General features: G+C 59.6%; 18 protein-coding genes. 3 read left to right on the forward strand and 15 right to left on the reverse strand.

Annotation, left to right across the window (positions count from 1 at the left end):
• Positions 1-157 precede the first annotated feature (157 nt).
• The 5 genes from A9D14_RS17995 to A9D14_RS18015 are packed head-to-tail and all read right to left on the reverse strand — an operon-like array spanning position 158 to position 4,090.
• A complete protein-coding gene (locus tag A9D14_RS17995) occupies positions 158-1,924 on the reverse strand; it encodes a SulP family inorganic anion transporter (RefSeq protein ID WP_066850795.1) in 1,767 nt (588 codons plus the stop codon).
• Positions 1,925-1,948: 24 nt separating this feature from the next.
• Complete coding sequence (locus A9D14_RS18000) at positions 1,949-2,362, reverse strand: DUF6691 family protein (RefSeq protein ID WP_066850796.1); 414 nt, start codon at positions 2,360-2,362, stop codon at positions 1,949-1,951.
• On the reverse strand, positions 2,359-2,805 hold the full coding sequence (locus tag A9D14_RS18005; RefSeq protein ID WP_066850797.1) for a YeeE/YedE family protein: 447 nt from the start codon (positions 2,803-2,805) through the stop codon (positions 2,359-2,361). Before A9D14_RS18005 ends, A9D14_RS18000 begins: the two co-directional genes overlap by 4 nt.
• On the reverse strand, positions 2,805-3,734 hold the full coding sequence (locus tag A9D14_RS18010; RefSeq protein ID WP_066850798.1) for an MBL fold metallo-hydrolase: 930 nt from the start codon (positions 3,732-3,734) through the stop codon (positions 2,805-2,807). Before A9D14_RS18010 ends, A9D14_RS18005 begins: the two co-directional genes overlap by 1 nt.
• Positions 3,731-4,090, reverse strand: coding sequence for an ArsR/SmtB family transcription factor (locus A9D14_RS18015; protein WP_066850950.1), 360 nt, complete (start codon positions 4,088-4,090; stop codon positions 3,731-3,733). Before A9D14_RS18015 ends, A9D14_RS18010 begins: the two co-directional genes overlap by 4 nt.
• Positions 4,091-4,224: 134 nt before the next feature.
• On the opposite strand from A9D14_RS18015, the gene A9D14_RS18020 reads away from it, so the two are divergent.
• Positions 4,225-5,571 carry a dihydrolipoyl dehydrogenase family protein gene (locus A9D14_RS18020; protein WP_087910615.1) on the forward strand — a complete coding sequence of 449 codons (1,347 nt, stop codon included), beginning with the start codon at positions 4,225-4,227 and terminating at the stop codon, positions 5,569-5,571.
• Positions 5,572-5,579: 8 nt separating this feature from the next.
• Here A9D14_RS18020 and A9D14_RS18025 read toward each other — a convergent pair whose 3' ends face one another.
• Complete coding sequence (locus A9D14_RS18025; protein WP_063612643.1) at positions 5,580-5,984, reverse strand: MerR family transcriptional regulator; 405 nt, start codon at positions 5,982-5,984, stop codon at positions 5,580-5,582.
• Between the two features lie 468 nt (positions 5,985-6,452).
• Positions 6,453-7,804, reverse strand: a protein-coding gene (locus A9D14_RS18030; RefSeq protein WP_087910616.1) for an IS3 family transposase whose coding sequence is annotated in 2 segments (ribosomal slippage) — positions 6,453-7,466 and positions 7,469-7,804 — 1,350 coding nt in all. Because the reading frame shifts where the segments join, the coding sequence is not laid out codon by codon here.
• A gap of 167 nt (positions 7,805-7,971) precedes the next feature.
• Between A9D14_RS18030 and A9D14_RS18035 the strand changes: the two genes are divergently transcribed.
• Both A9D14_RS18035 and A9D14_RS18040 read left to right on the forward strand, forming a co-directional pair.
• Complete coding sequence (locus tag A9D14_RS18035; protein WP_063612731.1) at positions 7,972-8,388, forward strand: MbcA/ParS/Xre antitoxin family protein; 417 nt, start codon at positions 7,972-7,974, stop codon at positions 8,386-8,388.
• Positions 8,385-9,098, forward strand: a complete 714-nt coding sequence (locus A9D14_RS18040; RefSeq protein WP_063612641.1) for an RES family NAD+ phosphorylase — start codon at positions 8,385-8,387, stop codon at positions 9,096-9,098. Before A9D14_RS18035 ends, A9D14_RS18040 begins: the two co-directional genes overlap by 4 nt.
• A 72-nt stretch (positions 9,099-9,170) precedes the next feature.
• Here the strand turns inward: A9D14_RS18040 and A9D14_RS19710 are convergent, their stop codons facing one another.
• The 8 genes from A9D14_RS19710 to A9D14_RS18080 all read right to left on the reverse strand — a co-directional run bounded on the left by A9D14_RS19710 (position 9,171) and on the right by A9D14_RS18080 (position 15,863).
• On the reverse strand, positions 9,171-9,584 hold the full coding sequence (locus A9D14_RS19710) for a hypothetical protein (RefSeq protein ID WP_063612640.1): 414 nt from the start codon (positions 9,582-9,584) through the stop codon (positions 9,171-9,173).
• A 135-nt stretch (positions 9,585-9,719) separates the two neighbouring features.
• Entirely contained in the window at positions 9,720-9,911 is a 192-nt protein-coding gene (locus A9D14_RS18050; protein WP_063612639.1) for a DUF3008 family protein, read from the reverse strand.
• A gap of 69 nt (positions 9,912-9,980) precedes the next feature.
• Positions 9,981-10,346, reverse strand: coding sequence for a PRC-barrel domain-containing protein (locus A9D14_RS18055; protein ID WP_063612638.1), 366 nt, complete (start codon positions 10,344-10,346; stop codon positions 9,981-9,983).
• Positions 10,347-10,647: 301 nt separating this feature from the next.
• A complete protein-coding gene (locus A9D14_RS18060) occupies positions 10,648-11,565 on the reverse strand; it encodes a DMT family transporter (protein ID WP_063612637.1) in 918 nt (305 codons plus the stop codon).
• A 347-nt stretch (positions 11,566-11,912) separates the two neighbouring features.
• On the reverse strand, positions 11,913-12,692 hold the full coding sequence (locus A9D14_RS18065; protein WP_232469184.1) for an HNH endonuclease: 780 nt from the start codon (positions 12,690-12,692) through the stop codon (positions 11,913-11,915).
• Positions 12,689-15,391: an ATP-binding domain-containing protein gene (locus A9D14_RS18070; RefSeq protein ID WP_066850951.1), complete on the reverse strand. Its 2,703-nt coding sequence runs from the start codon at positions 15,389-15,391 to the stop codon at positions 12,689-12,691. Before A9D14_RS18070 ends, A9D14_RS18065 begins: the two co-directional genes overlap by 4 nt.
• Positions 15,392-15,408: 17 nt before the next feature.
• Complete coding sequence (locus tag A9D14_RS18075) at positions 15,409-15,603, reverse strand: hypothetical protein (RefSeq protein ID WP_066850804.1); 195 nt, start codon at positions 15,601-15,603, stop codon at positions 15,409-15,411.
• Positions 15,604-15,653: 50 nt separating this feature from the next.
• Positions 15,654-15,863, reverse strand: a complete 210-nt coding sequence (locus tag A9D14_RS18080; RefSeq protein WP_157668307.1) for a hypothetical protein — start codon at positions 15,861-15,863, stop codon at positions 15,654-15,656.
• Positions 15,864-15,865: the final 2 nt, after the last annotated feature.

Raw genomic sequence — 15,865 nt, forward strand, 5'->3', positions numbered from 1 at the left:
GCCTCCGAGCAAAACGGTTGGCAACCGTAAAGGATTGCGAGTTCACAGGAAAAGTGCCGCCTGGGCGGACGATGAGGAAAAACAAGTGCGTCGAAAATGCCTATAGCGATGGACGCCGAGAGATATGCCAATCTCCATTTCCTTTTTGGATATTCGTTCATATCAAACCTCGAGCGATATCGTCGGGCAGAGACGGATCGCCATTATCCCGCGACAATTCGCGAAACGCGCGGTTCTGCGACAGAAACACACGCCCGCCGATTTTCTCGAGAAATTCGGTTCGCTTGAGCCGATCCATCACCGGACCTTTAACTTCCGATAGGTGGAGGTCGATCCCGCTATCGGAGAGCCGGTGATTGATCGCCTCGAGGCTTTCCAGGCCCGAGGCGTCCACTTCGTTGACCGCACTGCACATCAGGATGACGTGGCGCACCTCCGGCTGGTCCGCGACGCGCTCGAGCACGTATTCCTCCAGCCAGCGCGCATTGAGATAGGTCAGGCTTTCATCAATACGGATCGACAGGACGTGCGAAACGGTAAAGACATCATGCCGCTCCACATTACGGAAATGTTCGGTTTCCGGAACACGCCCGACGATGGCCGCGTGCGGCCGCGATGCGCGCCACAGATACAGCAGCAGACCAACCACGACACCGGTAATCACGCCCAGTTCCACGCCAGCCAAGAGAGTGGTGACGATGGTCGCCAGATGCGCCGCGAAATCCGCCTTGGAATAGCGCCACAGCTGACCGGACGTCTTCAGATCGACCAAGCTGAGCACCGCGACGATAATCGTGGCCGCCAGCGTGGCGATAGGCAGGCTGAACAGCAGCGGCGTAAGGAACAGCGATGCCAGGGCGATCCCGATGGCCGTATAGGCGCCCGCAGCCGGCGTTTCCGCGCCGGCATCGAAGTTTACCACCGAGCGGGCGAACCCGCCCGTCACCGGATAGCCGCCCGAAAAGGCGCTTGCGATATTCGATGCGCCCAGCCCGATCAGCTCCTGGTCGGGCGAGATACGCTGACGCCTCTTGGCGGCCAAGGTCTGCGCGACCGAGACGCTCTCCACGAACCCGATCACCGAGATCAGCAGAGCGGGCACCCATAGCTGCGCGATCAGGTCCATGTCGGTCGACGGGGTGGCGAAGGGCGGCAGCCCCTGCGGAATGGCCCCGACCAGATCGACGCCTTTTTCCGCAAGATCGAGCATAACGACCGCCAGAATGGTCAGCGCCACCGCGATCACGGGACCCGCCTTCGCAGCGATATCGGCGGCGCGCGATTTCAGCCCGATCCTCAAGAGGGCTGGTTTCAGTCCGCCCCTGACCCAGAACAGGAACAGCGTCGCCGGTATACCGATGGCCAGCGTCCACGGATTGGTCAGGCCTATATTGGACGCGAGCGATCCCAGCATCTCCGGCCAATTGTCGCCGCCGCCCGGAATCCCAAGGATATGCTTGATCTGGCTCGTGGCGATCAGAATGCCGCTGGCCGTGATGAAACCGCTGATCACCGGATGCGAGAGGAGGTTGGCAAGAAAGCCCAGCCGAAGAAAGCCCAGCACAGCCAGCAGGATACCCGACAGAGCGGCCAGCGTGATCGCCGCTTCGACATATTCGGCCGTGCCCTGCGCAGCGACAGCGCTCGCAGCAGATGCGGTCATCAGTGACAGGACCGCGACCGGACCCGCCGCCAGCGTCCGGCTCGTCCCGAACAGCGCATAGGCCACCAACGGCAGGATCGAGGCATATAGCCCGACGACCGGTGGCAGGCCGGCCAGTAAAGCGTAAGCGAGGCTCTGCGGGATCAGCATGATCGTAACGATCACCGCCGCCACCAGATCGTTCGTCAAGACTGAACCATTATAGGTGCGCCCCCATTGCAGAATGGGGAGGTAGCGTGCCAGCAGGTTGGGCTCGGCCATGGCTTCGATTGCTCCGACGACGCTTTAGCGCTGCGGCTCAAACAAGCGGACGATCAGCATTCCGCCCAGCATCGCCGCGACGAATGCCGCCGCCTTTGCCGGTTGGATTACCAGCGCGGCGAAGCCTGGCCCGGGACACAGGCCGGCAATTCCCCAACCGGTGCCGAACAGCGCGGCGCCGCCGATCAGGCGGGGGGTCAGGTCTGTCCGGTCGGGAAGGGCGAACGTGGCTCCAATCAAGGACTGCGCCATGCGCGCCTGGATCCGCCAGGCAATCGCCATCACGATCACCGCGCCGCCCATCACAAACGCGAGGGTAGGATCCCAGTGCCCGAATATGTCGAGAAAGCCGCGTACACGCGCCGGGTCGACCATGCCGCCCAGCGCCAGCCCGCCGCCGAACAATGTCCCCGATAGGAGCGGCACCAGCCGCGTCATGACAGCACCTCTGGCCCCAAGGCGTTCATGACGGCGACGGTCGCGATCCCGGCCGCCATGAAGGTCGCCGTGGCAACAAGTGAGCGCTGCGACAACCGGCTGACGCCACATACGCCGTGGCCGCTGGTGCAGCCGCTGCCGATCCGCGCGCCGATGCCGACCAGAAGGCCCGCCACGATCAGCGGTACGTAACCGGCAAAGCTTGCCTCGATTCCGCCGGTAATCCAGGCGATCAGCATTGCGCCAATCGGCAGGCCCAGGACAAACGCCCACGCTGCGGATCTGGGCATACCGTCCCCGCTGATGCCGCAGGCGCGCGCGGCGATGCCTGACACACCGGCAATTCGCCCTGCGCCCAGCAGCATCAGCGCGGCCGCGAGGCCGATGAGCACGCCGCCGAGCAATCCGGCCACTGGTGCGGCATCGGGAAATCCGGGCAGCATCACAGCTTGTTCACCGGCATCTTGAGGTAGGACGTGCCGTCATCTTCCGGCGGCGGCAAATGGCCGCCGCGCATGTTCACCTGGATGGCTGGCAGGATCAGGCGCGGCATCTCCAGCGTCGCATCGCGCTGCGTGCGCATCTCGACGAACTGATCTTCATCGACATCTTCGTGAAGATGCACATTGGCTGTGCGCTGTGCGAGCATGGTGGTTTCCCACACGAATTCGGTGCGATTGGGCGCTTTGTAATCGTGGCACAGGAATACCCGCGTCTCGTCCGGCAGGCGCATCAGTCGCCGGACCGAGCGATAGAGGTTGCGCGCATTGCCGCCCGGAAAATCGGCCCGCGCAGAGCCATAATCGGGCATGAACATCGTATCGCCGATAAAGGCCGCATCGCCCACGATGTAGGCCATGTCGGCCGGGGTATGGCCGGGAACGTGGAGCGCGATCAGCGGTATCTCGCCGATCATTAATTCGTCGCCATCCTCCAGCAGGCGGTCGAATTGCGAGCCGTCGCGTTCGAATTCGGTGCCTTCGTTGAACACCTTGCCGAATACGCCCTGCACGGTGACGATCCCGCGCCCGATGGCCATTTCGCCGCCCAGCTTTTCCTGCAAATAGGGCGCGGCCGACAGGTGATCGGCATGTGCGTGCGTTTCCAGAATCCAGTCGACGGTCAGGCCTGCCTCGCGCACATAATCGATGATCTCGTCCGCCGCTTCCAGGCTGGTGCGGCCCGAGGGCTGATCGAAATCCCAGACGCTGTCGATAATGGCTGCGCGCTTGGTCTGATCGTCGCTGACGACATAGGTCGCGGTAAAGGTCGGCTCATGGAAGAAGGTTTTGACGTGAGGCGCTCGCGGATTGCCGGCAAGAACGCCGTTCACTTGTGCAATGGCCTTTTCGATATTCGTGTCGTCACTCATACTATCTCTCCGATGTCGTCGCTCGGCTGGGGGGATTGGCCGAGTTCGGGGCAAAAGATGTCGTGCAGCAATTCGAGAACCCGCTGCGCATTCGGGTCGCACACACGGTAGAACACCGACTGGGCCTCCTTGCGGGTCGCGACGAGATCGTCTTCGCGCAATTTTGCGAGGTGCTGCGACAGGGCGGACGGGCTCAGCCCGACTCGCTGCGCCAGATCGCCGACGGACAACTCGCCTTCCTCAGCCAGGAAGCAGAGGACCAGCAGGCGCGATTGGTTGGCCATCACTTTCAGCAGGCGGCTGGCCTCGCCAGCCTGGCGAATGAAATCCGTTTCTGAATGCCCGTCCTGGCCCATAATCTTCTCCATTAGCTATTACTAATTTAGAGCAGGCTAAGATATTCTCAAGGAATGACTTTTGCCTTTCACCGATCTTTCGATGGTGGCATTGGAACCTGTAGCCGCTCCAGCTTCGTTGAGCGGGCAGGAGAGTGAACATGGAATACGATTTGGTAGTGATCGGCACGGGGACTGCAGCCATGGTTTGCGCTATGCGCGTTGCGAAAGCTGGCTGGAAAGTCGCGGTCGTCGACGAGAAACCGTTTGGCGGCACCTGCGCGCTACGCGGCTGCGATCCCAAAAAGATGCTGGTGGCCGGCGCAGAAGCGATCGAAGCAAAACAACGAATGACAGGTCACGGGGTAGAGGGGACTTTACGCATCGATTGGTCCGACCTTATCCGCTTCAAGCGCAGCTTCACCGACCCCGTGCCTGAAAAGCATGAGCGTCGGTATGAAGAGGCCGGCATCGTGACCTTGCATGGAACGGCAAAATTCACGGGGCCTGATCGGCTCTCCGTAGGCGACCAGGAAATCGAATACCGCAAAATCCTGATTGCGTCAGGAGCCAGACCTATACCTCTAGTCATCCCGGGCGAAAAGCACCTGATCGACAATGAGGGCTTTCTCGAATTGCCCTCGCTGCCGAAGCGGATCGTGATGGTCGGCGGCGGATATATCGCCGCCGAGTTTGCGCATATCGCCGCCCGCGCGGGAGCCGAGGTAACGATCCTCCAGCGGGGACCGCGCATGTTGACGCAGTTCGAACCAGAACTGGTGAGCTGGCTCATGGATGCGATCAATCGGATCGGTGTCCGCGTGATTACCGATACGACCGTCGATGCCATTCGAGAACGGGACGGAGAGTATACGGTCCATGCGAGTGGCAAGGAGGGGCCGATCGAGGTTGCGGCCGATCTTGTCGTTCATGCGGCAGGACGGGCCCCGGCGATTGAGCGGCTCGATCTCGAAAAGGGCGGTGTCGCAGTCGAAAACGGAAAGCTGAAGCTGAACGAATTTCTGCAGAGCGTGAGCAATCCGGCCGTCTACGCTGCCGGAGATGCTGCCTCGAACGGGCCGCCACTCACGCCCGTTTCCAGCCATGATGCAAAAGTTGTCGCGACCAATCTCGTCGAAGGCAATCACCGCAAGCCCGACTACAAAGGTGTACCGAGCGTGGCCTTCACGCTTCCGCCTATCGCCCGGGTTGGCCTCACCGAGGCCGACGCGAAAGAGGCGGGGCTGAAATTTCGAACAAAGTGCGAGCGGACCTCTCAATGGTTCACCGCCAGGCGGATCGCTGAACCGGTCTACGGCTACAAGACACTGGTTGATGAGCAGACGGGGAAGATACTGGGCGCCCACCTTGTCGGACCCGGCGCAGATCAGACCATCAATATTTTCGGACTGGCGATCCGCCATGGGCTCACTGCGGACGATCTGAAGACTACGATGTTCGCCTATCCAACCGGCGCGTCTGACATCGGATACATGGTCTAGGGGTGGGTCTAGGGCCGGGCGGTTTCCAGCATGTCTATGACTGCGCAGTCGGGCACATGCCCGCCCGAACACTGCTCGACGGTGGCGGCTAGGTGCCGTTCCAATCGGACGAGATCGTCGATTTTGCCCCGCACTTCTTCGAGGTGATGAACTGCAATCTTGCGCACTTCGTCGCAGCATGCTTTGGCAGGACCGCCCAGGTCCAGAAGTGTCCGAACCTCCTTTGGCGCAAAGCCTAGTTCGCGCGCCCGCTTGATGAATTTGAGTGTGCGAAGGTGACCATCGTCGAACACCCTGTGACCGCCTGCTGTGCGCTCCGGCGCACCGAGCATTCCGATCTTCTCGAAATACCGGATCGTCTCGATATTGACGCCGGTCTTGCGCGCCAGCTCACCTATCGACAGGCCGCCCATGTCGAATCTCCTTGCACCTATATCTACTACAGGAAGTACATAGGGATCGAATCGAGCGGAAGCAAAGATGACCGAGCAGACTATCCAATACGACGAGCCGAAAAACGTGAGCGATCGCGGGGTGGCTGGCGTCGGAGTACTGGCAAGTGCAGCTGCGCTTCTCTCCGCGGCTGCTTGCTGCGTTCTGCCCTTGGCCCTTGTCGCGGTCGGCCTTGGCGCTGGAGGGCTCGCATGGTTTGTTCCCTACCACTTGCCGCTCACAATCGCAGCCTTCCTAGTCGTGGCCCTTGGGTGGTTTCTTCACTTGCGCAAAGTGCGTTTTTGCAGTGCTGATGGCTGTGCGCAGCCTGCCCACAGCAGCGCTACCCGGCTGATATTGCTGATTGCCACCGCTGTCCGTCGTCAGAACATTTGGCACAACTCGCGGCGTAGGTTTGCGGAGTGCGGGCCTCGTCTGAGGTTTGAATGTTAGGCGGCGAGCCTGCGGTGTTGCAAGCGCCGATGTTCGAGTGTCTTTCGCTTGATCCTTTCTCTTCGTTTGATGATGGCAGGAGCCCTGCCGAAGTAGGTATCGGCAGGTGTCACATTGTCGAGGCTCTCGTGGTATCGGCAGTGGTTGTAATGCTCGACGAAGGCCTCGATCTGCTGGTGGAGATCGCCGGGCAGGAAGTAGTTCTCTAGCAGCACGCGGTTCTTCAGGGTCTGGTGCCAGCGCTCGATCTTGCCTTGGGTCTGTGGGTGGAAGGGTGCGCCGCGCACGTGGCTCATCTTGTTGGCCTCGATGTATTCGGCCAGTTCGCCAGCGATGTAGCTGGGGCCATTATCGCTGAGCAGGCGGGGCCTGTGCAGCACGTTGGCGTGATCGCAGCCTGAGGCTGCTAGCGCCATATCGAGCGTGTCAGTGACGTCCTCGGCTCGCATGGTGGTGCAGAGCTTCCATGCAATGATGTAGCGCGAGTAATCGTCGAGCACGGTCGACAGATACATCCAGCCCCACCCGATGATCTTGAAGTAGGTAAAGTCTGTCTGCCACATCTCATTCGGGCGCGTGGTCTTCTTGTGGAACGCCTCTGCCGCCTTGATCACCGTATAGGCCGGGCTGGTGATGAGGTCGTGGGCCTTGAGCAGGCGGTAGACCGTGGCTTCGGACACGAAGTAGCGCTTCTCGTCGGTGAAGCGCACCGCCAGCTCTCTCGGCGATAGCTCGCTGTGTTCCAGAGCCATGTCGACGATCTGATCCTGAACCTCGGGCGCGATCCTGTTCCACACCCGGCTCGGCGTCGATGGCCGGTCTGCCAGCGCTTCGGGCCCGCCTTCAAGGTAGCGATCATACCAGCGGTAGAAGGTCCGGCGAGCAACGCCGAGCTGGTCCAGCGTGCGCTTGGCGGGCAGGTGCGATTGCTCGACGATCCGGATGATCTCGAGCTTCTCGGATGCGGGGTATCTCATTCGTCGCCTCCCCCATCCGCGATCATGCTTTTTTTGAGCAAGCGGTTCTCCAAAGTGAGATCGGCCACGCACTCCTTCAGATCGCGCGCTTCACGGCGCAGACCCTTCACCTCGTCCGTGGTCGCAGCACGCGCAGTGTCACCAGCCAGACGGCGCTTGCCGGCTTCCATGAACTCCTTGGACCAGGTGTAATACAGGCTCTGGGCGATACCCTCGCGGCGGCAAAGCTCGGCAATGGAGTCATCGCCTCGTAGCCCATCGAGCACGATCCGGATCTTGTCTTCCGCTGAGAAGTGTCGGCGGGTCTTGCGGCGGATGTCCTTTACCACCTTTTCGGCGGGCTTTTTGGAGCTTGAGGATTTGGGCTTCATCTTCGTTCCTTCGTCACTACGACGAAGCCCAAATCCTCCTTAAATCACAACCTCAAATCTGTGCCATTGGCGCTGACGGGGGACAAGCGACAAGAACCCCGATATTACAAACGAAGGTTGCCAAATGGCCCTATATGACCCATACGATGCCATATAGGAGTATCATGATGACTGCATTTCAGCCTGTAGACACCGCAATTCGCGATTTTCGGCCCGTCCCGATTACCGATGACGAGGCCGCTGCGATGTTTCGTGCGGTGGTAAACCTGTTCGGAAAATGGGATGTGACCGACGAACAGGCATCCACACTGCTTGACGTCCCCGTGCGGTCTTACCGCCGCTGGAAAGCGGACGGTGAACCCGGCCGGATCGACCGCGACGGCAAGGCGCGATTGTCCAACCTGATCGGTATTCACAAGGCGCTGCGCTATATCTTTCGTGAGACACGGCGCGCCCATGACTGGATCAAGGCACCCAATAGCGCATTTCAGGGTCGCTCCGCGCTCGATATCATGCTGGGCGGCGAACTGACCGATCTGATGCGGGTGCGCCGCTATCTCGACGCCGAGCGTGGCGGCTGGTGATCGATCCCGACACGGTCCCGGTTTCCACCATTGAATGGCAAGACGCGGTCCGTATCATCCGCAGCATCCATCCGCCGATCGATCTGTTCGAGGATATTGCCGATCCTGCCGACTGGCCGCTGCTCATCTCGGCGGAGCAAAAGACCAATCCGCGATTGATGGAAAATATCGGCAATCTCGACCTCGTACCGCAAGAACGGCGTGTCGGCGGACCGGGGGCGACGTATCTTATGGCACCGTTCACCCATGTCAGCCCCGACCGCCCGACGCGATTCAGTGACGGCAGCTATGGCGTGCTCTATGCGGGCAACAGCTTCGAGGTCGCGCTGCTCGAAACCATTCATCATCATAGCCGCTTCATGGCGCGCACGAACGAAGCACCAGGCTGGACTTCGCAATTCCGCGAGGTCGTGATGGACATCAATGCGCGGTTGCATGATCTCCGCGCGGATGAGGGACGATTTAGTAAAGCCGCGGATCCGAATGACTATTCGGCAAGCCAAACGCTGGGAGGGCAGTTACGGGCAGCCGGGTCCAACGGCGTGGCTTATTCCAGCGTGCGCCGCGAAAGTGGCGAGTGTGCTGGCCTGTTCTATCCCGACCTCGCCTCAAATGCGATCCAGGGTCGCCATCTTGATTATCATTGGGATGGGGAGCGGGTTGATCTCTACCGCGATACCAGGACAGGGGAAGTGTTTCGGATCGTGTGACATGTGAGATGCAAATTTTCGGCGGAAATTTTGGAAGGGACGCGGCGCTGACCATACGCCGACAGCTCTGGTCTAATATTGCTGTGGGCGGCCTGTCGATATCCCCGCGACCGCCTGTTCCATCATCAATCGTGTCGAACGCAAAGCGCAATTCAACAAAATGCGATCTTCTTGAGTGCAGCCGATATAAATTCGCGCGTCTTCGGGATCGACGAGCATATCGATCAGAGCGGTTTCGTCGCCGCTTCGATCGCCATCTTCGCCGGCAACAAAGGATCGTTTCATAGCCGCTTCGCAAAGGGTCATCAGGCTATCAAAAACTGGGACGAGAATTTCAAGCCGATGCCGCGCCAGCGTCTGGTATATGTAGGGCTGAACCGCTTCGCCATGATCCTTGGCATCGCGCCAGCATCGCATGACGTCCAGAATTATGCTTTCCGGCATATCCAATGCTTCATCAAAGCGGACCGCCTGAGCCTCCGCCATTGTTTAAAGCCTCTCTAGTCTCTCGAACAGAGTCTTGGATCAGGACGCGCGGAACCAATTTATTGTATCACATACCGAGCGGGGTGGGCGAGCGGTCGCCTGATCGACAAAGCTTCAGTACGGCGATACCGGCGATCAATCATCCTTGTCGGCGTGCTCGGGTTTCCCTTGGCGCTCGCCCTTGGCGAAATCCTCAAGCTCGTCCTCGCTCATCGAGTCGTACATGTCTTTCGAAGCGCCTTGCAGATCGCTCACCTTGGTATCGCCGCGCTTCGCAGACAGAGCTGCTCCTGCGGCTTTTTGCTGGGCTTTCGATTTTGTCGGCATGGTATCTGCTCCTCGTCTCCACTCAATATGCTTCTCGCCACTTCGTGCGCGCTCGGTTCGTGGCTTCCGTCACCAGTAAGGTGTGACCGCCCAATAGTCGTACGACCGCGTCTGGTAATCGCGGTCATAAGCGGTGTCGCGCTCACTTTCCTTATAGGTCGGCGCGCCCTTCAACTGATCCTCGGTCACGTCGAGCTGATAGCCACCCAGATCGGTATTGTAGTCGAACTTCTCCCAAGGAAGGCTGTGCAACTCGCCGCCCATACCAAGGAAGCTGCCCACCGAAATCTCGACATCGCGGGCCTGACCACCGCGTTTTTCGATCAGGACACGTTCGACAGTACCGATCTTGTCGCCATTGGACCCATAGACCGCCGTTCCTTCGACGCGGTCGCTGCCAATCAGATCGCTGCTCCTTACGTTTTGATGCGACATCGTGATAACTCCTTTCCGACTGAAATTGACCAAGAGTGACTTGGTCACAGCGGAGTAACGCTCGCACCGCGATGATAGTTTCTCCGCTCGTCGCAAAAATCCTCTTTGATAACAAAGGTTAGTCACTGAAGCAGTAGGCTGATCGCCATTTAATATGAGCAAGGCGCTCGAACGGCCCGGCGGTTTTCTCGTCGAGAATAGGCTGGCAGCACGGCAGGAAACCGCGTCAAGTTTGCGCGCAACTTGCTGGGGGGCGCTGCGGGATCACATTATGGCGGCTCTGGGAATCCCGGTCCGGAGCCTAATCTTCCGACTTCGAATGCTCGACTATCATCAGAACAAGCCCTGAGAAAACCAACCCAAAGCCCAAGAGGTGAGACCAGCGAAAAGGTTCGCCGAGCAACAAATAAGATAGCACAAGCGCGCTGAGGGGCATGACCGCCATAGCACCTGCCGTGAGTGCTCCCGGCGCTTTGCGGGCACCATTATACCATAAAACAGGAGCAAGCCCCGCTGTAGCCGCGCCCCAGAAGGCTACCGCAAACCACCCAGTCTGACCTACGTCGGAAAAATCGAACGGTTGGGGGTCGAAAACGATAGCCAGAACAACAAAAACCAACGCAGCAATCAATGAGGCTGCCAGCGTGGCCTCCAGCGAGCTTATACCGTCGGACAGTTTCCGTGAAAGCAGGGTGTAGGCTGCCTCGAAACACACGGCCATTGCGACAAGAGCTGCGCCGAGGATCGGAGCTTCCGTGTCTCCGCCTCCTTCCGTTCGTAGCAGATTGATTGCTACTATCCCCGCGACCGCAAGGGCCAGTGCTCCCGACGTCCGCCAGTTCATTGCGGCACCGAAGAAAACTACGGCCGCGCCGGCAGTCACTGCCGGTGTTGCGCTCATGATCGTCGAGCCGATCACGCCTGTAGTGAGACGCATACCAAAAAGCATGGCTGCGGTGAAACCGACCATCCCGAATAATGAAATCGCGACAATCACCCACCAGTCCGACCGCTTCGCACCGGCAAACCGTTTCGTCAGCAGCCATGTAAATGGAGCAAGGACCAGACAAGCGATCAGCATTCGCATGCATGATGCCGTGAAGACCGAGAACTGTTGCCCGATTAGCTTGCTGAGCGGCGTCGCACTGCCAAAGAGTGCCATGCCCAGCAAAAGCTGCACAACAATCGCAGGAGCGGTCGAGCGTCTTTCGGATGCCATGATACTGCAAAAAGTTAGCATGCCGGGCTCCGCTTGGAAAACATAGTCTTGTTTCCGTTTCGCGGGCGGCGTCTCGTGTCAGATAGCTCAGTTCTTCAAGGATCTCGTCTATTTCTTATGCTGCGCCAGAGCCCGATCGCACGTATTCGAGCGATGAGAATTGGGAGGTTGGGAGTGATACGGACGTGACCCGCTCATCCGGCGACCGACCGAGATCAGTCCTAGGGCCACGCGCGCTACTTGGTAGCGGATCCGCGCACAAGCTTTCCTGGGAAGGGTTCCGAAAGGCAGGCCGAGCTGATCCGCTAGAATGATAATATATCTTATGTAAAATCTATCTTCAGTAATTAGAAGCCAAAATGTCGCCGGTGCCAGCTGAGATTCTTCCGGTGTGCATCGGTAAGGTTCGCAATCCGCCGTCCGCTTACGTCCAGCAGGCCGATCTCTGCAGGTCCAAGTTCATTCTTCAGCAGCAGTGCGCCGAAGTCGTCGAATGATGCCAACCCAGAGTCAAATGCTGCATCCAAATGTGCCGCTAGCAGCAGGCCATTGTGAACATCCAGACGCTTCGCATCGCTGTCACAAAGAGCCCAAGGTACGATATGGCTTGCCCGCAGTAGACGGGACTCAGCAACGCCGGATAATGGACAACGAGACTGCCAATAGTCGAGCAAGGCGGTCCGGAAGCGATCCTGACCCTTACGTTGCCGCAATACGCGTTCTGCCTCGGTATCGCCAAGATAAGCGGTTTCCTCTAGGAAGGCCGTCAGCGGATAGTCTGGGACACTGCGTGCGAGGTGAAACACGCGGTTTATGCCGTCATGGAGTTGCGCTCTCGTAGCGAAGGCATAGGCAGCACGAAACCGGCCCGGCGGGGGCCCGGCAGATGCTGCCTCAAATTCGGCAATGACGCCAGGGTGGTCGATCGCCATAAACCAAGGCGAACCATCGTCTGCCGGTCCGATCGCAAGCGCGATCTCGCCCGGCACTCCTTCCTGGTTGCGGAAGTAGAGCCAGCCATCCGCTTCACCACCTTCGCCGCGGTATCCATGGTAATAGGCGGCATCGCGCAATTCGGACGACCAGATGAGTCCCGGATGGCGTAGGCGATCATCAGTATTCTTCACCAAGTGCGTCCATAAGCGAGTTGGGGGTCGTCGAGTTTCGTCGGCAACCGATCGGTGGTACTGGTCAACCCGAGATAGGTGGCTGCACGGGTTGCACCGACATAAATGTAACGATCAAACAGTTCCGGCCGCTCTTCGGCCAGACGGTCCACGTCAAGGAAGAAGACCGCTTCGAACTCCAACCCCTTGATGTGCTCGATAGGAAATACCCTGATATCGTTCGACTTTCCTATGGCTTCTCCATCAGCATAGGCCTTGGCCTTGAGGCTAAGATCGGCCAGACTGGCGTTGAGCGCCGCGGTCAAGCCCGGTAATTGGCCCTGATTGGGAACGAGAACTGCAATTGTTGGTAAGTTGCCGTCGGACAGGACCTGAACCTCCTTGATCCGCGCCACCAACCAGTCGGCCCGCGCGGCATCACTATCAAGCGAGACGCCCTGCACCGGATCGTAGCCGAGGTTCTCTCCATAGTCAGGCGCCGCATCGTCGAATTCGGCCCCTTGGAGTTCAGCCAACTTGCGGGCGAATGTCGAAAGCTTGCGGCTTTGCCGATAAGCTATCGAAATTGTATGTTTTTTAAGCTTCGGCGCCACCCAGGCGAGATCGTCTTCCGACCGGCTCCCCCACAACGTCAGCCGCTGGTTGAAATCGCCGGACAGGAACAACGAACCGGTCGCTGGACGGGCGAGCACGGACATGCAGGCGAGCTGCAGTGGGGAAAAGTCGGTTGCCTCATCCACCAGAACTTGGTTGCGCCGCATGGCCCCGATGGCGTCTAGCAATGCGGGTCGCCGTTCCGCCAGTCCTGACGACAGCCGCCGATCGGCTTCGAAGCCCGCCGCTGCCCGCAACATCGCCAGCATGATCAGATCGACCTCCGCTGGATGCACATGAGACGGCTTGCCCGACTGTTCGCCGTACCACAGCCCTTCCATCCGCATTGCGCGCCGAAACCGACGATAGCGCCCCGGAAAGCGCCGTAAGTAGCTTGCGGGAGCATTGCCCAACATACCGGCGGCGCGCTGCAGAAGGAGTATCTTGCCCACCTCTTTCAAGTCCGGCGAAGCAAGTCCCCGCGCTTCCAGAATGGCAATAATGCGCCCGGCCCGACTTTTGGCAGATGGCTTCCTGCCGGATGCTTGCCGCAAGGCAAGAGTCCTCATGGCCCGCTGGAAGATATCGGCTACCAGTCGCCGACCTTGCAGCGTCGGGCGCGTTTCTTCGGCCTCAGGTTCGATATCATCCTCGCCCTCGTCCTCTTCACCGTCTTCGGCCTCCTCGTCTTCCGACTGTTCCGTCAGCATGGACGTTACCATCGTCGCCAGCGCATCAAGGAACTCGTCATCTTCGCCAGCCAGAGCCCGAAGTGGTTGCGCTAGTGCGCCTCTCGTTCCCTCGCCCAAGGTCCGTGTGATCTGGAACAGATCTGGCCGCATTGCCGCAAGTTCACCCATTAATTGGATAATACTTCCGCCCGAGCGAGCGATCGCGGCGGTCACACGTTTGCCTACCAGAGCCGCGCGCTCGTCGTCGGCTTTGGCGAGCCGCTCGGCCTCTACCGCCAGCTGCTGGATGAAGTTGTCGGCCTGCCAGCGGTCGAAGGCTTCGAACCAGCGGGGCTGATTGAGCAATGTGCCTTCCCCAAGCCATCGATCATCGTGCGGCAAGGGCATCGTAAATCCGCCGCCGCCGCCATTTCGCAGGATACCCAGCACGTTGCGTGCGGTAGCCCAGCGGTAATCGTCCCAGGTCTGCAGCCGCTCGTCATGCGCGGGCACGCCTTCCTTGCTAGCGGCCTCCTTCACATAGAGGCGCAGCAGCTCGGTTGGGGTGAAGAGGATCCAGCTGTCGGCGTGCGCCAGACCTGCTGCGTCCGCCCCTTCAACCAGTGCTTTCTCGTCCTCATCGAGATAGGCATGATCGAGTTTCTGCCTCAGGCGACGGACCATCGTCGTGGTCTTGCCCGTCCCCGGCGGGCCGAACACGGCGATCTGGCGGTCGATCGGCAGACGGAAGATGTCGTCTTGGAACTTGTCGAGGATCGGCGCAATGCGAAGTTGCATCGCGGTTAGAGCATCACGCTTGATGCCCTCATATTCGTTGTGGGCCCCCTCCTCGGTGTCGCCCTCTTCAAGCCACGTTCCCAGCGCGTCGATCTGCTCTTCAGAATAGCCATCCTCTCGCAGCAGGTCGCGTAGCGATTTAACCGAACGCGGTGTCGCATGCTCACGAAAGTGCACCGCCGGCTGCGCATCCCAACCGGCACTGTCTTCCAGCGCCTTGAAAGTTAGCTTCTCCCTCAACAGGAACCAGCGAGCACCACCCGGGAGCGGCACCTCAACATCATCGCCGATATCACGCGGAGCGAGCCTGCCCTTCGGGCTCATATAGCTGCACAGCTCCACCTTTGCGGAAGGCACGGTTCCGGCAGGCGAGATATACAGCGTCTGCAAGCTCTCGTCCTCATCCTCGATAACCAGCCTGGCGATGGCGGGTTCGTGGCGCAGGCGCTGGAGATTGCCTATCCGGTCCTCGTTCCGCTCGCGCAAGTCGGCGGAGAGCTTCTCTGCAGTCGCCTCGTTGACCATCGCGAAAGAGTCGAGCGTGATACCGCGACGGGAAAGGCCTTCGCGTGCTGATGAAGCGATGCTTTCGAAAGCATCGAGCGCTTCACGTGCGACTGGCTTCAACTCTTCCAAGCTACCCCCTCCCAAAGTCATTCGTCGTCCTCAGCAATTGTATCGGTAATCGGTGTCCGCTCGGAGATGGATCCTTGATTGGATAAGTTGCGGATCACCTGATCGATGCGCGAGCGGCCGAAGGTCACGAATTCGCGATCCTCCGCAAATCCGCTGCCTTGGACGTTACACAGCGGAATCTCTCCAAATATTTCGCGAAAGGAGATGATCATGGCGCGCTCGAGCCGACACCAGGAACGGATGCCGTTGCGCCCACGGCAGGTCACGAGCCGTACATCGAATGATTGTACCCCATGCGACCACAGAACATCTTCAGCCGGTACGCCGCGCTGCCGGCAACGCGGGCGATCCCCTTCCTGGTCGTGCCGATATAGGCGATGTGCGAATAGCCGTTTTCATAACGCAGCTTGCGATCGGCGCAGATGACATAGACTTGCCGCTCGTGCTCCAGCGCCACGCGCCGAACTGTCATGG

It is taken from the genome of Croceicoccus marinus (genome assembly GCF_001661675.2).
Taxonomy (GTDB): domain Bacteria; phylum Pseudomonadota; class Alphaproteobacteria; order Sphingomonadales; family Sphingomonadaceae; genus Croceicoccus; species Croceicoccus marinus.